The following is a 13,053-nucleotide window of genomic DNA, read 5'->3' as shown; positions in this document are numbered from 1 at the left end:
GTGTTCAGTACGGCTTGAAGTAGTCGAAGGGTTCCAGGCAGTCCAGGCAGCGGTACATCGCCTTGCAGGCCGTGGAGCCGAACGGTGCGGTCTGTGTGGTGTTGTGCGATCCGCATTGCGGGCAGGGCACGTCGACCGGGCGGGCGGCGTGGCGACTGAACTGCAGCACGCCGGTGTCGGCGTTGGGCGTGCTGCCGCACTGCGGTGGCGCGATGCCGTAGGCGCGCAGCTTCTCTTTCGCCGCCTCGCTCATCCAGTCGGTGGTCCAGGCGGGCGAAAGCTGCGTCACCACGCGGCCGGGCAGGCCGGCCTCGCGCAGCGCGGCGACGATGTCGTCCTCGATCTGGCCCATGGCCGGGCAGCCGCTGTAGGTGGGCGTGATGACCACCTCGGGCACGCCATCGGCGCCCGAGCGGATCTCGCGCAGGATGCCCAGCTCGCCCAGGCTGATGACCGGAATCTCCGGGTCGGCCAGGTGGGCGACGGCCTGGGCGAGCGTCTGCAGGGACGATTCGGCGGTCACGCCCATGGTGTTCACCAGACCGCGGTCGGGTGCGCGCGCGCCAGGCTCTGCATCTCGGCCAGCAGAAAACCAAGGTGCTCGGAATGCACGCCCACGTGGCCTTGGGCCACGTAGCCTTCGTGTGGCTGGTCGTGGCGGGTCAGCGTGGCCTCGGCCAGGGTTTCGTTCACCAGTGTGTTCCAGGGATCGCGCAGTGTTGTGATGTCCACGCCGGTGCCGTCCTGTGCCGCGGCGCGCTCGGTCGGGCCGGGTTGCCAGAAGGCTTCGCAGTAGGGCAGCAGGTGGTCGACAGCGGCCTGGGCGCGCCGGTGGGACTCTTCCGTGCCGTCACCGAAGCGCACCAGCCAGTCGCTGGCGTGCTGCAGGTGGTAGCGCACCTCCTTGAGCGATTTGGCCGCGATGCCGGCCAGCTGCTCGTCTTTGGATGCGCGCAGTCCGTCCCAGAGCAGCACCATCAGGGCACTGACCAGGAAGTTGCGCGCGATGGTCACCGCGTAGTCGCGCTCGCTGACCGCGTAGCCGACCAGCGGGCCGTGGTGCGGCAGCTCCATCAGCGTGTGGCAACGGAACTCGGCGGTGTCGCGGAAGTAGGCGAGTGTGTCCTCGGTCACGCGACCGTCCTGCCGCGCGCCTTGCAGGTGCGCGAAGCGCTGCGACAGCGCGCCGTCGCCGTTGATCAGGTCGGCCGCGTGCTGGTAGAGCAGGCGCGCCTGGCCGATCAGGTCCAGGCTGTTGTTGGCCAGGGCCAGGTCCTCTTCGAGGATGGGCCCGTGGCCGCACCACTCGGCGTTGCGCTGGCCCAGCACCAGGGCGTTGTCGGCCAGGTGCAGCAGGTAGTCAACGGGCGCCTTCATCACATGTGCCCCACTTTGTCCGGGATCTCGTAGAAGGTCGGGTGGCGGTAGACCTTGTCGGCCGCCGGGTCGAAGAAGCTGTCCTTGCTGTCAGGTTCGCTGGCGGTGATGGCGGTCGACGGCATGACCCAGATGCTCACGCCCTCCTGGCGCCGCGTGTAGACGTCGCGCGCCATCTGCAGTGCGTGGCGGGCATCGCTGGCGTGCAGGCTGCCGCAGTGCTTGTGCTCCAGGCCCTGCTTGCTGCGGACGAAGACCTCCCAGAGAGGCCATTCCTTCAATGCCGGTGCTGCGGTGCTCATGCGGCCTCCTTCTGTTGACGTTGCTGCTGCTTGCGGGCGTGGGCGAGGGCGGCCTCGCGCACCCAGGCGCCCTGTTCGTGTGCCTTGACGCGGGTGGCCAGGCGCTCCTTGTTCATCGGGCCGTTGCCGTTCACGGTGGCCCAGAACTCGTCCCAGTCGATCGCGCCGTAGTCCCAGTGGCCGCGTTCTTCGTTCCACTTCAGGTCGGGATCGGGCAGGGTCACGCCCAGCACCTCGGCCTGCGGCACCGTGGCGTCGACGAACTTCTGGCGCAGGTCGTCGTTGCTGATGCGCTTGATGCCCCATCGCATGCCCTGCACGCTGTTGGGGCTGTCGGCATCGGGCGGACCGAACATGGCCAGGCACTTCCACCAGTAGCGGTTCACCGCGTCCTGCACCATGGCCTTCTGTTCGGCGGTGCCTTGCATCATCACCAGCAGGGCCTCGTAGCCCTGGCGCTGGTGGAAGCTCTCTTCCTTGCAGACGCGGATCATGGCGCGCGCATAGGGGCCATAGCTGCAGCGGCACAGCGGGATCTGGTTCATGATCGCCGCGCCGTCCACCAGCCAGCCGATCACGCCCACGTCCGCCCAGTTGAGCGTCGGGTAATTGAAGATGGAGCTGTACTTGGCCTTGCCCGTGTGCAGCGCGTCCAGCATCTGGTCGCGGCTGGTGCCCAGGGTTTCGGCGGCGCTGTAGAGGTAGAGCCCGTGGCCGCCTTCGTCCTGCACCTTGGCGATCAGGATGGCCTTGCGCTTGAGGCTCGGCGCTCTACTGATCCAGTTGCCCTCGGGCAGCATGCCCACGATTTCACTGTGGGCGTGCTGGCTGATCTGGCGCACCAGGGTCTTGCGGTAGGCCTCGGGCATCCAGTCGCGCGGTTCGACCTTGCCGTCGGCGTCGATCACGGTGTCGAAATGCGCCTGGAGCGCGGCGTCTTCGGCGCGGATGGGCGTCGCCCCGGCCTTGGGTGCTCCCTTGGCGTCGCCGTCGGCGACGGAAAAAGATTGGGTGTACATGCGCGTCTCCTGCACCCGCCAAGCGGGGTGGATGCGCAGTATAGGTAGTTAACCGACCGATCGGTTGGTTAATTCGTCGGATGCGGATCGGGATTTACCCGTGGCCCCGTTTCCCGGGCTTCAGGCGCCGCCCGCTTCCACGGTCTGCGCCTGGCCGCGGCCACGTCCCAGCAGCGTCACCAGCAGCGGCAATGTGGCCTGCAGTTCTGCCTTCAGCGTGTGCGGCGGGTTGACCACGAACATGCCGCTGGCGGTCAGACCCGGCCGCTCGCCGAGGGCCAGCGGGCCGTGGCTGATGTTCAGCGTGGCATGCAACCAGGGGCGTTTGGCGTGGTTGCACAGGGTCTTGAGCTTGCGCGGCAGGTCGTGCGCCTCGGCCCGGGGAATGATCGGGTACCAGACCAGATAGGTGCCGGTTGGAAAGCGCTTGATGCACTCCTGTATGCAGGCACTCACTTTTGCGTAGTCGCTCTTGATCTCGTAGCTTGGGTCGATCAGCACCAGCGCGCGCTTGGAGCCCGACACCGATGGCGGGGGAGGCAGCAGGGGTTTGAGGCCCTCGAAACCGTCCTGCAGTGCGACCGCGATCTGGCGTCCGGCTTCAAGCTGGGCGATGTTGGCGTTCAGCGTGCGGCTGTCGGTCGGGTGCAGTTCGAACAGCTTGAGCCGGTCGCGCGACTCGGTCCGCATCAGGGTCTGCATCACGAAGGGCGAGCCCGGGTAGACACGCAGCTGTCCGTCCGGGTTGAAGCCTGCGATGAGGTCGAGGTAGTCGTCGAGCGCCGCGGTGGACGCGGGAGGCGTGCCGGTGGCGGGCCGCATTGCTGCCATCAGCTTCACGATGCCGTCTGCGGCCTCTCCGCCTTTTTCGGCGTAGTCGCCATCCAGCCGGTACAGGCCGGCGCCGGCGTGGGTATCGACCAGGGTGATGCCCGCCTCCTTCTTCATCAGGTGGCGCAGGGTGGCCATCAGGGTGATGTGTTTGAGCACGTCGGCATGGTTGCCGGCATGGAAGGCGTGGCGGTAACTGAACATCGGGCGATGGTAGCGCCGGCCGGCCTGTTGCGGGCCCGGTTTGCCAGCCGGTGGTGAAAAATCGTACAATGCTCGGCTTCGCAGCGATTTCGTGGCCCCGCGACGAAGCCATCAACACCACCTAAGAGCGTTCCGTCAGAGAACGACCGACCGTGGAAAAGGGTCCGCCAAACCAACTCGCAAGAGAAAACTCATGACCAAAACGTTCAGCGCCAAGCCCGCTGACGTGAAGCACGAGTGGTTTGTGATTGACGCAACCGACAAGGTTCTCGGACGGGTCGCCAGTGAAGTGGCCCTCCGTCTGCGCGGCAAACACAAGGCCATTTACACGCCTCACGTCGACACCGGTGACTTCATCGTCATCATCAACGCCGCCAAGCTGCGTGTGACCGGTACCAAGAACACCGACAAGATGTACTACCGTCACTCGGGCTTCCCGGGCGGTATCTACGCCACCAGCTTCCGTGACATGCAGGCCAAGCACCCTGGCCGCGCACTCGAGAAGGCCGTCAAGGGCATGCTGCCCAAGGGTCCTCTTGGCTACGCCATGATCAAGAAGCTCAAGGTGTACGGCGGCGCCGAGCACCCGCACACCGCCCAACAGCCGCAAGTGCTGGACATCTGAGGAGCCGACGATGATTGGTGAATGGAACAATGGCACCGGCCGTCGCAAATCCAGCGTCGCCCGAGTTTTTCTGAAAAAAGGCACCGGCAAGATCACGGTCAACGGCAAGGACATCGAACAGTACTTCGGCCGCCAGACCTCGATCATGATCGCCAAGCAGCCCTTGCTGCTGACGAACAACGCCGAGACGTTTGATATCCAGGTGAACGTGCACGGTGGTGGCGAATCCGGCCAGGCCGGCGCTGTCCGCCATGGCATCACCCGCGCGCTGATCGACTACGACACCGCACTGAAGTCCGAGCTGTCCAACGCCGGCTTCGTGACCCGCGATGCCCGTGAGGTCGAGCGCAAGAAGGTCGGTCTGCGTTCTGCACGCCGCGCCAAGCAGTTCAGCAAGCGTTAACACGCCGCTCACTGCCGCAACAACCGCCTTCAAGCTCGTCTTGGGGCGGTTTTTGTTTTTTGTGACCATCCGTTTCCTGAAAGGACCTGTCCGATGAGGTTGCGCCTTCTGCGCAGACGGTTGACGGTCAGTGCCCCCCGCATGGCCATACGCAGCGCCACACCCTGGCCGCTGCGATGGTTGCTGGCGGCGGTGGTGCTTGGGTTCTCAGGGGCGCTGGCGCTCTGGGCCTTCGAGTTCGGCAAGGAGATTGCGGGGCTGGACCGCAACGCCAAACAGGAGCTGGAGCAGTTGCGCACGGAAGTGAGCCAATTGCGGGAGGCGCTGGGCAAGGCGCAATCGGTTGCCAACACCTCCGAGAGCCTTCTGACCACCGAGAAGACCGCACAAGAGCAACTTCTGCTGCAGATCCGGCAGCTGCAGGCCGACAACCTCACGCTGCGCAGCGACCTCGGTTTCTTCGAGCGCCTGATCCCCGGCACCGGGTCCGATGCGCTGAGCATTCGTGGGCTCCAGATCGAACGTGTCGCGGAAGCCCAGCTCAGGTGGCAGGTTCTGATGATCCAGGCCGAAAAGAATGCCCCGGACTTCAGGGGCCAGCTCGAGATCAGTTTCGCTGGCACGCTGGATGGCAAACCATGGTCGGCGCAGCACGCGGCGACGCCGCAGTCGGTGCTGATCAAGGGCTATTTGCGCCAGGAGGGGCTGGTGGACGTTCCTCCGCAGGCCGTGGTAAAAACCGTGACCGCCAGAATCCTCCAGGGTGGAGCTGTCAAGGCTCTCCACACCATCAAACTCTGATTCCGTTGCACCGGAGCACGACATGTTCAACAAGAAAAAGCAGCCTCCCATCAAAAGCCTGATCGCCCAGGGCACCCGGATCGAGGGCAATGTGCTCTTTCACGATGGCCTTCGTGTCGACGGTGATGTGGTGGGCGACATCCGTGCCAGCGAAGAGCAGCCCAGCATTCTGGTGATCAGCGAGTCGGCCAGCGTGACCGGCCAGATCCACGCCGATCATGTGATCATCAATGGAACGGTCAAGGGGCCGGTGTTCGCCCTGGAACTGCTGGAGCTGCAACCCAAGGCCCGCATCGAGGGCGATGTGTCCTACAAGTCGCTGGAGATGCACCAGGGTGCCACCATTGCGGGCCAGCTCAAGCCCATGACCGGCAGCCTCGAGGACAAACCCACACTGAAACTGGCGGCAAACAACGCCTGAGCACAATCCCGAGTGATTTGCCCTACCATTCAAGGTCTGCACGTGTGAGCCCGGCTTGCACGCCAACGCCCCACCGTACCGAGGAACACCATGAGCGCCGTCGCCGAAGCCATCCAGACAGAAATGCCCGCCCCGCTGATCTTCACCGACAGTGCCGCCGCCAAAGTGGCCGACCTGGTGGCTGAAGAGGGCAACCCGGACCTCAAGCTGCGCGTGTTCGTGCAGGGTGGTGGCTGCTCGGGCTTCCAGTACGGCTTCACCTTCGACGAAGTGGTCAATGAGGACGACACGCAGATGACCAAGAATGGCGTGTCCCTGCTGATCGACGCCATGAGCTACCAATACCTGGTGGGTGCCGAGATCGACTACAAGGAAGATCTCGAAGGCGCCCAGTTCGTGATCCGCAACCCGAACGCCACCACCACCTGCGGCTGCGGGTCCAGCTTCAGCGTCTGATACCTGCTGCCAGGTCGGCACAAAAAAAGGGAGCCATCGGCTCCCTTTTTTTGGTCTGTAGTCCTGAGGACTCGACGCTTACTCTGCGCTGGCCTGTTGAACAGTGGCAGCGGCATCCAGTTGCATGCGCATCGACTGGGCCACAGCGTCGAAGCGGGCGCGGGCTGCAGGGCTGACGGGGATGTTCTCGCTCTGACGGGCGATGGCCAGCGGGTCCTGGTGAACACCGTTGTCACGGAACTCGAAATGCAGGTGGGGTCCCGTGGAAAGCCCGGTGGAGCCGACGGCACCAATGAACTCGCCCTGGGCGACCTTCTGGCCCACGCGGACGTCGATGCGGCTGAGGTGGCCGAACAGCGTCGTCTGGTTGTCGCGGTGTCGCACCTCGATCGTGTTGCCGTAGCCGCGCTGCCAGCCTGCGAAGGTCACCACGCCGTCGCCGATAGTGCGGACCGGTGTGCCCGTGGGCGCTGCATAGTCCACGCCCAGGTGGGCCTTCTGCTTGCCGGAGATCGGGTGGAATCGCATGCCGTAGCCACTGCTCACGCGGGAGAATTCCAGCGGGGAGGCCAGGTAGGACTTGCGCGAGCTCTGCCCGTCAAAACCGTAGTAAGCGCCCTGGAGTCCGGGCTCCTCGAACCAGACGGCCTCGTGTTCGCGACCGTTGTTGATGAACTCGGCGCTCAGCACGCGGCCGGCCCGAAGCGATTCGCCGTCGGCCTCCAGGCTCTCGTACACCACGGAGAATCGGTCTCCTTCGCGCAGGTCGCGGCGGAAGTCGATGTCTCCGGAGAACATCTCTGCCAGTTGTATCGCCACGCTGTCCGGCAGTCTGGCCTCGTCGGTGGCTGCAAACAGAGAGCTGCGGATCACGCCACTGGCCAGTCGGGACTGAACGTTCAGTTCACCACTTTCCAGGCGGGAGCTGAAGCCGTCGCCCTGGCGTTCGATGACCAGACGCTGGAAAACGCGCCCTTCGTCGGGCAGCCAGCGCGCGGTCAGGCGGACCAGTTCCTGCCGGCTGTTGGCTTCCACCGTGACCAGCTTGCCTGCCCGGCCGGCGAACAGCTGGTGCGCGGTGCTGTCGCTGCGCAACATGGCGGCTGCCGAGGCATCGTTCACGCCAAGGCGCTGCAGCAGGGTCTGGGGGGTGTCGTCGCGCCGAAGGGTGTCGCTGCGAAAGAGCGACCAGGCATCGAGCATGGCGCCGTTGAGGGGGGCGAACGGCTGGGCCTGGATTTCCTCGACCACCTGTTGCACAGGCAGAAGGGCCGCGTCCGGAGCCAGCGGGGCAATGCCGAAGGCCGTGACACCGGTGCCCAGCAACAGCACACCGATCCCCGCCATCACGCGGCGGGGATGGCGTGTGAGGCTGGACAGCAGGGAGTCGCTGTTGGATCGCGCCAGGGTGGGCAGTCTGTTGTTGTGGTGCGTGAGCTTCAAAATCGGTGTCCGGCAAAAAGCGGCGAACCAAGCCGCCTGGCGTCAGAAGAACCTGCCCTTGTTCGGTTGCCATGGAGCAGACCCAAGGCGCGGGCCCACTAAAATCCGGGCTCGCCAAACCCGCAATTGTAGCCCCGCGAGGGGTGTTCGCATCTGAAAAAACCCTTATGAATCACAGCGATACCGATGTTTCAGGTGTGTCTTTGCCGGTCGGCGGAGGCGGCCAGCCGACGGACGGTGTCCGGGAGGCGCTGGCGGTGACGTTGAGGGGGTGCGACGAGCTGATTCCCCAGGACGACTGGGTGAAAAAGCTGGCAAAGTCGGAGCAGACCGGCGTGCCGTTGCGCATCAAGCTGGGCTTGGACCCGACGGCGCCCGATATCCACATCGGCCACACGGTGGTGCTCAACAAGATGCGCCAGCTGCAGGACCTTGGCCATCAGGTGATCTTCCTGATCGGCGACTTCACCAGTCTGATCGGCGATCCCTCGGGCCGCAACAGCACCCGCCCGCCGCTCACGCCTGAGCAGATCAAGGCCAACGCCGAGACCTACTACAAGCAGGCCAGCCTGGTGCTGGACCCAGCCAAGACCGAGATCCGGTACAACAGTGAGTGGTCGCTGCCGCTGGGCTCGATGGGCATGATCCAGCTGGCCGCCAAGTACACGGTGGCCCGCATGATGGAGCGCAACGACTTCCATCAGCGTTTCACCGCCGGCACGCCGATCAGCGTGCACGAGTTCCTGTATCCGCTGATGCAGGGCTACGACTCGGTGGCGCTCAAGGCCGACCTGGAACTGGGTGGAACGGACCAGAAGTTCAACCTGCTGATGGGGCGCCACCTGCAGCAGGAGTACGGCCAGGAGCCGCAGTGCATCCTGACCATGCCGCTGCTCGAAGGCCTGGACGGCGTCGAGAAGATGTCCAAGTCCAAAAACAACTACATCGGCATTGCCGAAGAGCCCAACACCATGTTCGCCAAGGTGCTGTCGATCTCCGACACGCTGATGTGGCGCTGGTTCACGCTGCTGTCATTCAAGTCGATGGCGGAGATCGAGGCGCTGAAGATGGAAGTGGAAGGCGGCCGCAACCCGAAGGATGCGAAGGTGATGCTGGCCAAGGAGATCACGGCGCGCTTCCACAGTGCGGCGGCGGCCGACGCGGCGGAGCAGGATTTCATCAACCGAAGCAAGGGCGGGGTGCCGGACGAGATCCCCGAGGTGTCGCTGTCCGGGGCTCCGATGGGCGTGGCGGCGTTGCTGAATGCCGCTGGTCTGGTGGCGTCGAATGGCGAAGGCAACCGGTTGATCGATGGCGGTGGTGTGCGCATCGACTCGTCGGTGGTCAGCGACAAGGGGCTGAAGCTGGGCGTTGGTGTGTACGTGGTGCAGGTGGGCAAGCGGAAGTTTGCTCGCGTCACGCTTTCCTGACTTTTTCACGCCTGCGTTGCTTCTGGTTCGGGGCGCCAGCGCGCTCTGTTCCGTTCGTGTCCCCCGGACCGGCTGCGCCGGTCCTCCTCCTTTACCTCACTGCACAGAACGCACTGTCGCCCCGATCCCGAGGCAATGTTGGCACTCGACTGTGGGTCTGCCTGCTTGTGCGCGGTTGGAAGGGCTGGGGTGGCTGACGCAGCGAAGTAAAGGAGGTGGGGCCGCGCAGCGGCCCCGGGGGACATGAGCGGAGTCGGCCGCCCCAGCCCTTCCAACCATGGAGGAGCGCACGCTAACAAGACTCAACGCGCCCCAGCCTTCTCCAACATAGAAACCATGGCAGTGAACCCACGGGCCTTCGCCAACGCCAGAGGCGTTTGACCCGCACGGTCCGCCAGCTGAAGGTTCGCCCCCGCTTCGATCAGCTCCTTCAGCGTCGCCTGGTGCCGCGCACCACCGTCACCCAGCACGATGGACTCGATCACCGCCGTCCAGTGCAGGTTGTTCACATGGTCCAGCGGTGCGCCGGCCGCGATCAGCTGCCGCACCACACCGTCGTGCCCCAGGTGCGCCGCCGCGATCAAGGCTGTGCCGTCGTAGCGGCTGGTTACTTGCTTCGCGCTCGCCCCCAGCTCCAGCAACACCTTCAGCGTGGCCTCGTCGTCCGCCACCGACGCGATGGTGACGGCGTCGTAGCGGTCGTTCTCCAGCTTGTCCAGATCGGCGCCCGCCTTCGCCAGCGCGCGGATCACCTCCCGCTGGCGCGCAAACGCCGCCACGTGCAGCGGTGTGCGGCCGTATCCGTCGGTGGCGTTCAGTACCGCGCCCGAGGCGACAAGGCGCTGGACCTTGGCCACATCGCCCTTGTGCGCCGCCGCGTGCAGACCCGTGTAGGCCGCGGCCTCGGCCGCGCTGGGCGCGACCTGGGCCACCGCGCCGACGCTGACGAACGCCAGCGACAGGGCCAGCGAAAAGACCCGCAGCGTCTTCATTTCAGCAGCTCGGCCACTTTGGCGATGCCGGCGTTCGCGCACTGCTCGTCCAGATGGCCACCGGGCGCGCCGCCCACGCCCACCGCACCGATCACCTCATTGCCGGCCTTCACCGGCACACCACCACCCAGCACCAGAAAGCCGGGGATGTCCACCAGCGTCTGCGCGCCAGGGTTCTTCTGCACGTTCTCCAGCATTGCGGCCGTGGTGTTGCGGGCCGAGGCCGAGGTGTAGGCCTTGCCCTGTGCCGCGCCGACGGTGTGCGGGCCGGCATTGTCGGCGCGTTGCAGCGCGCGCAGGATGCCGGCGCGGTCGACCACGGCGGCGGTGACGTTGTAGTTGTTCGCGGCGCAGGCGGCCACGGTGGCGGCTGCGATCTGGTTGGCCAGGTCGAGCGACATGTTCTTTTCGGTGCGCACGGCCTGGGCGCTGGCGGCCGATGCGATCAGGGACAGGGCGATGGCAGAGGCGGAAACGATGGCTTTCATGGGGTTCTCCTTCAGGTGGATGCGGTTCGATCAACCGTGGGAGAACTGTAGAAATTTGCGCCCATTCGCAACATTCGGACGGCTACGCGCCGGGCTCCGTAGAACTACGGAGCGGCGCCCACGGCCGGGGCGTCAGCCGGCGGCCGCCTCGTCCACGAGCGCCGCGTAATGACGGATCAGCTGCGCCAGCGACTCGGCCTGCAGTTTGGCGAACAGGTTGGCACGGTGCGTCTCGACCGTGCGCGGCGAAAGGTCCAGCGCGCGGCCGATTTCCTTGTTGGTCAGGCCCGCGACGATCAGGCCGAGCACCTCGCGCTCGCGCTCGGACAGCTGCGCGTAGCGCTCGCGCGCCGCGCGGTCCGCCTGGTGGCGCTCGCGGGTGCGCACGTGCTGGCGCACGGCGTTCTGCAGCGCCTCGATCAGCAGCTCGTCGTTGACCGGCTTCTCCAGAAACTCGGCCGCACCGGCCTTGAACGCGCGGCGGCACATCTCCACCGTGCCGTGGCCGGTGAGCATGATCACCGGCTGGTCCACGCCCTGCGCGACCAGGGTGTCGAGCACGGTGAGGCCGCTGATGCCCGGCATGCGCACGTCCAGCACGATGGCGCCAATGGCCTCGCGGTCGAAGCCGTCCAGGAAGGCCTGCGGGTCGGCCCAGGTGGTCACGCGCAGGCCCACGGTGCCGATCAGCAGCGCCAGGCCCTCGCGCACCGCTGCGTCGTCGTCGATCAGGTGGATGGTGGGCGAGAGGCTGGTCATGCGGTGCCTTTGGACAGTGGCAGGCGCAGCGTGAACACCGCGCCGCCGCCCGGCTGGTTTGCGGCGGCGAGCGATCCGCCCATGCCCTGGGCCAGCGTTTCGCACAGCGACAGGCCCAGGCCCAGGCCGCCCTCGCGGGTGGAGAAAAACGGTTCGAACAGGCGCGGCAAGGCCTCGGGCGGGATGCCCGGGCCGCGGTCTGCCACGGCCAGCTCGCCCATGTCCCCGTCGCGGTGCAGGGTCAGCTGCAGCGCGCGCTGCGCCACGGGCACGGCGTCCAGCGCCTGCAGGGCGTTCATCAGCAGGTTGTGCACGATCTGGTCGACCGCCACCGGGTCACCAGCAACCGCGACAGTGGCGTCGGCCAGCACCTGCGGCGCCACGCCGCGCCGCCGGCACTCGGGTTCGAGCAGGTGCAGCGCGCGCCGCGCCGCTTCGGCCAGGTCTAGGGTGAGCGGGGCGGCGGTGGGTGCGCCGCCGGGCGTGGAGGGCCGTTCCACCGTGCGCCGCAGGCGGCCCACCACCTCGGCCGCGCGGCGCGACTGGTCCACCGCCTGCGCCATTGCCTGGCGCGCCGTGTCCAGCTCGGGCGGGTTCTCGGCCAGCAGGCGCTGTGCCGCCTGGGTGTTGGCCAGCACCGCGGTCAGCGGCTGGTTGAGTTCGTGCGCCATGCCGGCCGCCAGTTCGCCCAGGGTGTTCAGGCGCGCCACCTGGCCCAGTCGCAGGAGCTCCTCGGCGCGCCGGCGCGCGGTGCGCTGGCGCTGCCACTGCGCGCCCAGCGTCAGCGCGGTTGCGACCAGGGTGGTCCACGCCAGCATCAGGCCCCAGGGCAGTTGCGACCAGCCCAGCCGCCGTTCGGCCACCACGTCGAAGGGCTGGCTGGCGGCGGCCAGGTGCTTGTGGAATTCGAAGCGCCAGCCGCCCGAACCTGTCAGTGCAGTTGCGTCGCCAGGCTGCAGGTCCACGCGCTGGCCTTCGTGCTCCAGCACCACACGCACCGGGCTGGTGTCGGGCTTCATCGGCCACTCGGACCAGGGCACCATGCCGCGCAGGTCGATGGTCAGCGCGTAGGCGATGGGCTGGGCCGCCAGCACCAGGCGGTAGCGGCCCGAGGCCAGGTCCGGCCGCGCCAGAGCGGGTCGGCGGTCCTGCGCCGAGCGCTGTTCCGCTGCGGCCAGATCGGGGTCGGCCCAGGCCGCGCCGCGCTCGCGCCGCTGCACCGACAGGATGTGGGGGTAGAGCGACGGCAGGCGCTGTTCGGGCGCGGCGCTGCCGGGTGCGCCGGGTGCGGGCTGCAGCAGGGCCAGCGTGTCGAGGATGGCGTCGTGCTGCACCACCTGCTGGCTCAGCAGCCGGTGCACGATGCGGGCGTCGGTCTCGAACAGGCTTCGTTGTTCGTCGATGGCCTGGCGGGCGATCACGACCGCGCCGACGGCGGAGAGCACCGCGCCGCCGAGCCACCACCACCGCAACGATCCGCCGCTGTTCCGCATGCAGCGGAT

16 protein-coding genes are annotated in these 13,053 nt (G+C 66.6%); 6 read left to right on the top strand and 10 right to left on the bottom strand.

Features of this window, described 5'->3' with window-relative positions; translation table 11 throughout:
- Positions 1–4: 4 nt before the first annotated feature.
- From paaD to HFL01S_RS10565, 5 genes are all read right to left on the bottom strand, one after another.
- Positions 5–529, bottom strand: coding sequence for a 1,2-phenylacetyl-CoA epoxidase subunit PaaD (paaD, locus tag HFL01S_RS10585; RefSeq protein WP_066258284.1), 525 nt, complete (start codon positions 527–529; stop codon positions 5–7).
- Between the two features lie 5 nt (positions 530–534).
- The gene (gene paaC, locus HFL01S_RS10580) at positions 535–1,377 is read right to left on the bottom strand and encodes a 1,2-phenylacetyl-CoA epoxidase subunit PaaC (protein ID WP_066258151.1); all 843 of its coding nucleotides are present in this window, start codon (positions 1,375–1,377) and stop codon (positions 535–537) included.
- A complete protein-coding gene (gene paaB, locus HFL01S_RS10575) occupies positions 1,377–1,679 on the bottom strand; it encodes a 1,2-phenylacetyl-CoA epoxidase subunit PaaB (protein ID WP_066258150.1) in 303 nt (100 codons plus the stop codon). Before paaB ends, paaC begins: the two co-directional genes overlap by 1 nt.
- Positions 1,676–2,698, bottom strand: coding sequence for a 1,2-phenylacetyl-CoA epoxidase subunit PaaA (gene paaA / locus HFL01S_RS10570; RefSeq protein WP_066258148.1), 1,023 nt, complete (start codon positions 2,696–2,698; stop codon positions 1,676–1,678). The genes paaB and paaA overlap by 4 nt, the downstream gene beginning before the upstream one ends.
- Positions 2,699–2,818: 120 nt before the next feature.
- A complete protein-coding gene (locus HFL01S_RS10565; RefSeq protein WP_066258146.1) occupies positions 2,819–3,733 on the bottom strand; it encodes a 23S rRNA (adenine(2030)-N(6))-methyltransferase RlmJ in 915 nt (304 codons plus the stop codon).
- A 193-nt stretch (positions 3,734–3,926) separates the two neighbouring features.
- On the opposite strand from HFL01S_RS10565, the gene rplM reads away from it, so the two are divergent.
- The 5 genes from rplM (at position 3,927) to erpA (ending at position 6,439) form a co-directional block, all read left to right on the top strand.
- Positions 3,927–4,358 carry a 50S ribosomal protein L13 gene (rplM, locus tag HFL01S_RS10560; RefSeq protein ID WP_066155189.1) on the top strand — a complete coding sequence of 144 codons (432 nt, stop codon included), beginning with the start codon at positions 3,927–3,929 and terminating at the stop codon, positions 4,356–4,358.
- A 10-nt stretch (positions 4,359–4,368) separates the two neighbouring features.
- Positions 4,369–4,761, top strand: coding sequence for a 30S ribosomal protein S9 (gene rpsI, locus HFL01S_RS10555; protein WP_066155186.1), 393 nt, complete (start codon positions 4,369–4,371; stop codon positions 4,759–4,761).
- Between the two features lie 141 nt (positions 4,762–4,902).
- Positions 4,903–5,562: a DUF6776 family protein gene (locus HFL01S_RS10550; RefSeq protein WP_369407725.1), complete on the top strand. Its 660-nt coding sequence runs from the start codon at positions 4,903–4,905 to the stop codon at positions 5,560–5,562.
- A gap of 22 nt (positions 5,563–5,584) precedes the next feature.
- Positions 5,585–5,983, top strand: coding sequence for a bactofilin family protein (locus tag HFL01S_RS10545; protein WP_066258139.1), 399 nt, complete (start codon positions 5,585–5,587; stop codon positions 5,981–5,983).
- A 90-nt stretch (positions 5,984–6,073) separates the two neighbouring features.
- A complete protein-coding gene (gene erpA, locus HFL01S_RS10540) occupies positions 6,074–6,439 on the top strand; it encodes an iron-sulfur cluster insertion protein ErpA (RefSeq protein WP_066258138.1) in 366 nt (121 codons plus the stop codon).
- Positions 6,440–6,517: 78 nt separating this feature from the next.
- On the opposite strand, the gene HFL01S_RS10535 is transcribed toward erpA, so the two are convergent.
- Positions 6,518–7,882 carry a M23 family metallopeptidase gene (locus HFL01S_RS10535; protein WP_245644779.1) on the bottom strand — a complete coding sequence of 455 codons (1,365 nt, stop codon included), beginning with the start codon at positions 7,880–7,882 and terminating at the stop codon, positions 6,518–6,520.
- 167 nt (positions 7,883–8,049) lie between these two features.
- Between HFL01S_RS10535 and tyrS the strand changes: the two genes are divergently transcribed.
- Positions 8,050–9,312: a tyrosine--tRNA ligase gene (gene tyrS, locus HFL01S_RS10530; RefSeq protein WP_084383207.1), complete on the top strand. Its 1,263-nt coding sequence runs from the start codon at positions 8,050–8,052 to the stop codon at positions 9,310–9,312.
- A gap of 302 nt (positions 9,313–9,614) precedes the next feature.
- Here the strand turns inward: tyrS and HFL01S_RS10525 are convergent, their stop codons facing one another.
- The 4 genes from HFL01S_RS10525 to HFL01S_RS10510 all read right to left on the bottom strand — a co-directional run bounded on the left by HFL01S_RS10525 (position 9,615) and on the right by HFL01S_RS10510 (position 13,044).
- Positions 9,615–10,304, bottom strand: coding sequence for an ankyrin repeat domain-containing protein (locus HFL01S_RS10525; protein ID WP_066258135.1), 690 nt, complete (start codon positions 10,302–10,304; stop codon positions 9,615–9,617).
- Positions 10,301–10,792: a GlcG/HbpS family heme-binding protein gene (locus HFL01S_RS10520; RefSeq protein WP_066258131.1), complete on the bottom strand. Its 492-nt coding sequence runs from the start codon at positions 10,790–10,792 to the stop codon at positions 10,301–10,303. The genes HFL01S_RS10525 and HFL01S_RS10520 overlap by 4 nt, the downstream gene beginning before the upstream one ends.
- Before the next feature lie 132 nt (positions 10,793–10,924).
- Positions 10,925–11,551 carry a response regulator transcription factor gene (locus HFL01S_RS10515; RefSeq protein WP_066258130.1) on the bottom strand — a complete coding sequence of 209 codons (627 nt, stop codon included), beginning with the start codon at positions 11,549–11,551 and terminating at the stop codon, positions 10,925–10,927.
- Positions 11,548–13,044 carry a sensor histidine kinase gene (locus HFL01S_RS10510; protein ID WP_066258129.1) on the bottom strand — a complete coding sequence of 499 codons (1,497 nt, stop codon included), beginning with the start codon at positions 13,042–13,044 and terminating at the stop codon, positions 11,548–11,550. The genes HFL01S_RS10515 and HFL01S_RS10510 overlap by 4 nt, the downstream gene beginning before the upstream one ends.
- Positions 13,045–13,053 lie beyond the last annotated feature (9 nt).

The sequence above is a fragment of the Hydrogenophaga flava NBRC 102514 genome (genome assembly GCF_001571145.1).
Taxonomy (GTDB): Bacteria; Pseudomonadota; Gammaproteobacteria; order Burkholderiales; family Burkholderiaceae_C; genus Hydrogenophaga; species Hydrogenophaga flava.
The sequence above is the reverse complement of the archived record's forward strand: the minus strand, read 5'-3'. Positions and strand labels throughout refer to the sequence as shown.

Excerpts from the sequence above, each read along its gene's own strand:
- rpsI (WP_066155186.1), top strand. The coding sequence starts at position 4,369 with ATGATTGGTGAATGGAACAATGGCACCGGCCGTCGCAAATCCAGCGTC.
- paaB (WP_066258150.1), bottom strand. The coding sequence starts at position 1,679 with ATGAGCACCGCAGCACCGGCATTGAAGGAATGGCCTCTCTGGGAGGTC.
- HFL01S_RS10545 (WP_066258139.1), top strand. The coding sequence starts at position 5,585 with ATGTTCAACAAGAAAAAGCAGCCTCCCATCAAAAGCCTGATCGCCCAG.
- tyrS (WP_084383207.1), top strand. The coding sequence starts at position 8,050 with ATGAATCACAGCGATACCGATGTTTCAGGTGTGTCTTTGCCGGTCGGC.
- paaA (WP_066258148.1), bottom strand. The coding sequence starts at position 2,698 with ATGTACACCCAATCTTTTTCCGTCGCCGACGGCGACGCCAAGGGAGCA.
- rplM (WP_066155189.1), top strand. The coding sequence starts at position 3,927 with ATGACCAAAACGTTCAGCGCCAAGCCCGCTGACGTGAAGCACGAGTGG.
- HFL01S_RS10565 (WP_066258146.1), bottom strand. The coding sequence starts at position 3,733 with ATGTTCAGTTACCGCCACGCCTTCCATGCCGGCAACCATGCCGACGTG.
- paaD (WP_066258284.1), bottom strand. The coding sequence starts at position 529 with ATGGGCGTGACCGCCGAATCGTCCCTGCAGACGCTCGCCCAGGCCGTC.
- HFL01S_RS10510 (WP_066258129.1), bottom strand. The coding sequence starts at position 13,044 with ATGCGGAACAGCGGCGGATCGTTGCGGTGGTGGTGGCTCGGCGGCGCG.
- erpA (WP_066258138.1), top strand. The coding sequence starts at position 6,074 with ATGAGCGCCGTCGCCGAAGCCATCCAGACAGAAATGCCCGCCCCGCTG.
- HFL01S_RS10525 (WP_066258135.1), bottom strand. The coding sequence starts at position 10,304 with ATGAAGACGCTGCGGGTCTTTTCGCTGGCCCTGTCGCTGGCGTTCGTC.
- HFL01S_RS10515 (WP_066258130.1), bottom strand. The coding sequence starts at position 11,551 with ATGACCAGCCTCTCGCCCACCATCCACCTGATCGACGACGACGCAGCG.
- HFL01S_RS10520 (WP_066258131.1), bottom strand. The coding sequence starts at position 10,792 with ATGAAAGCCATCGTTTCCGCCTCTGCCATCGCCCTGTCCCTGATCGCA.
- HFL01S_RS10550 (WP_369407725.1), top strand. The coding sequence starts at position 4,903 with ATGGCCATACGCAGCGCCACACCCTGGCCGCTGCGATGGTTGCTGGCG.
- paaC (WP_066258151.1), bottom strand. The coding sequence starts at position 1,377 with ATGAAGGCGCCCGTTGACTACCTGCTGCACCTGGCCGACAACGCCCTG.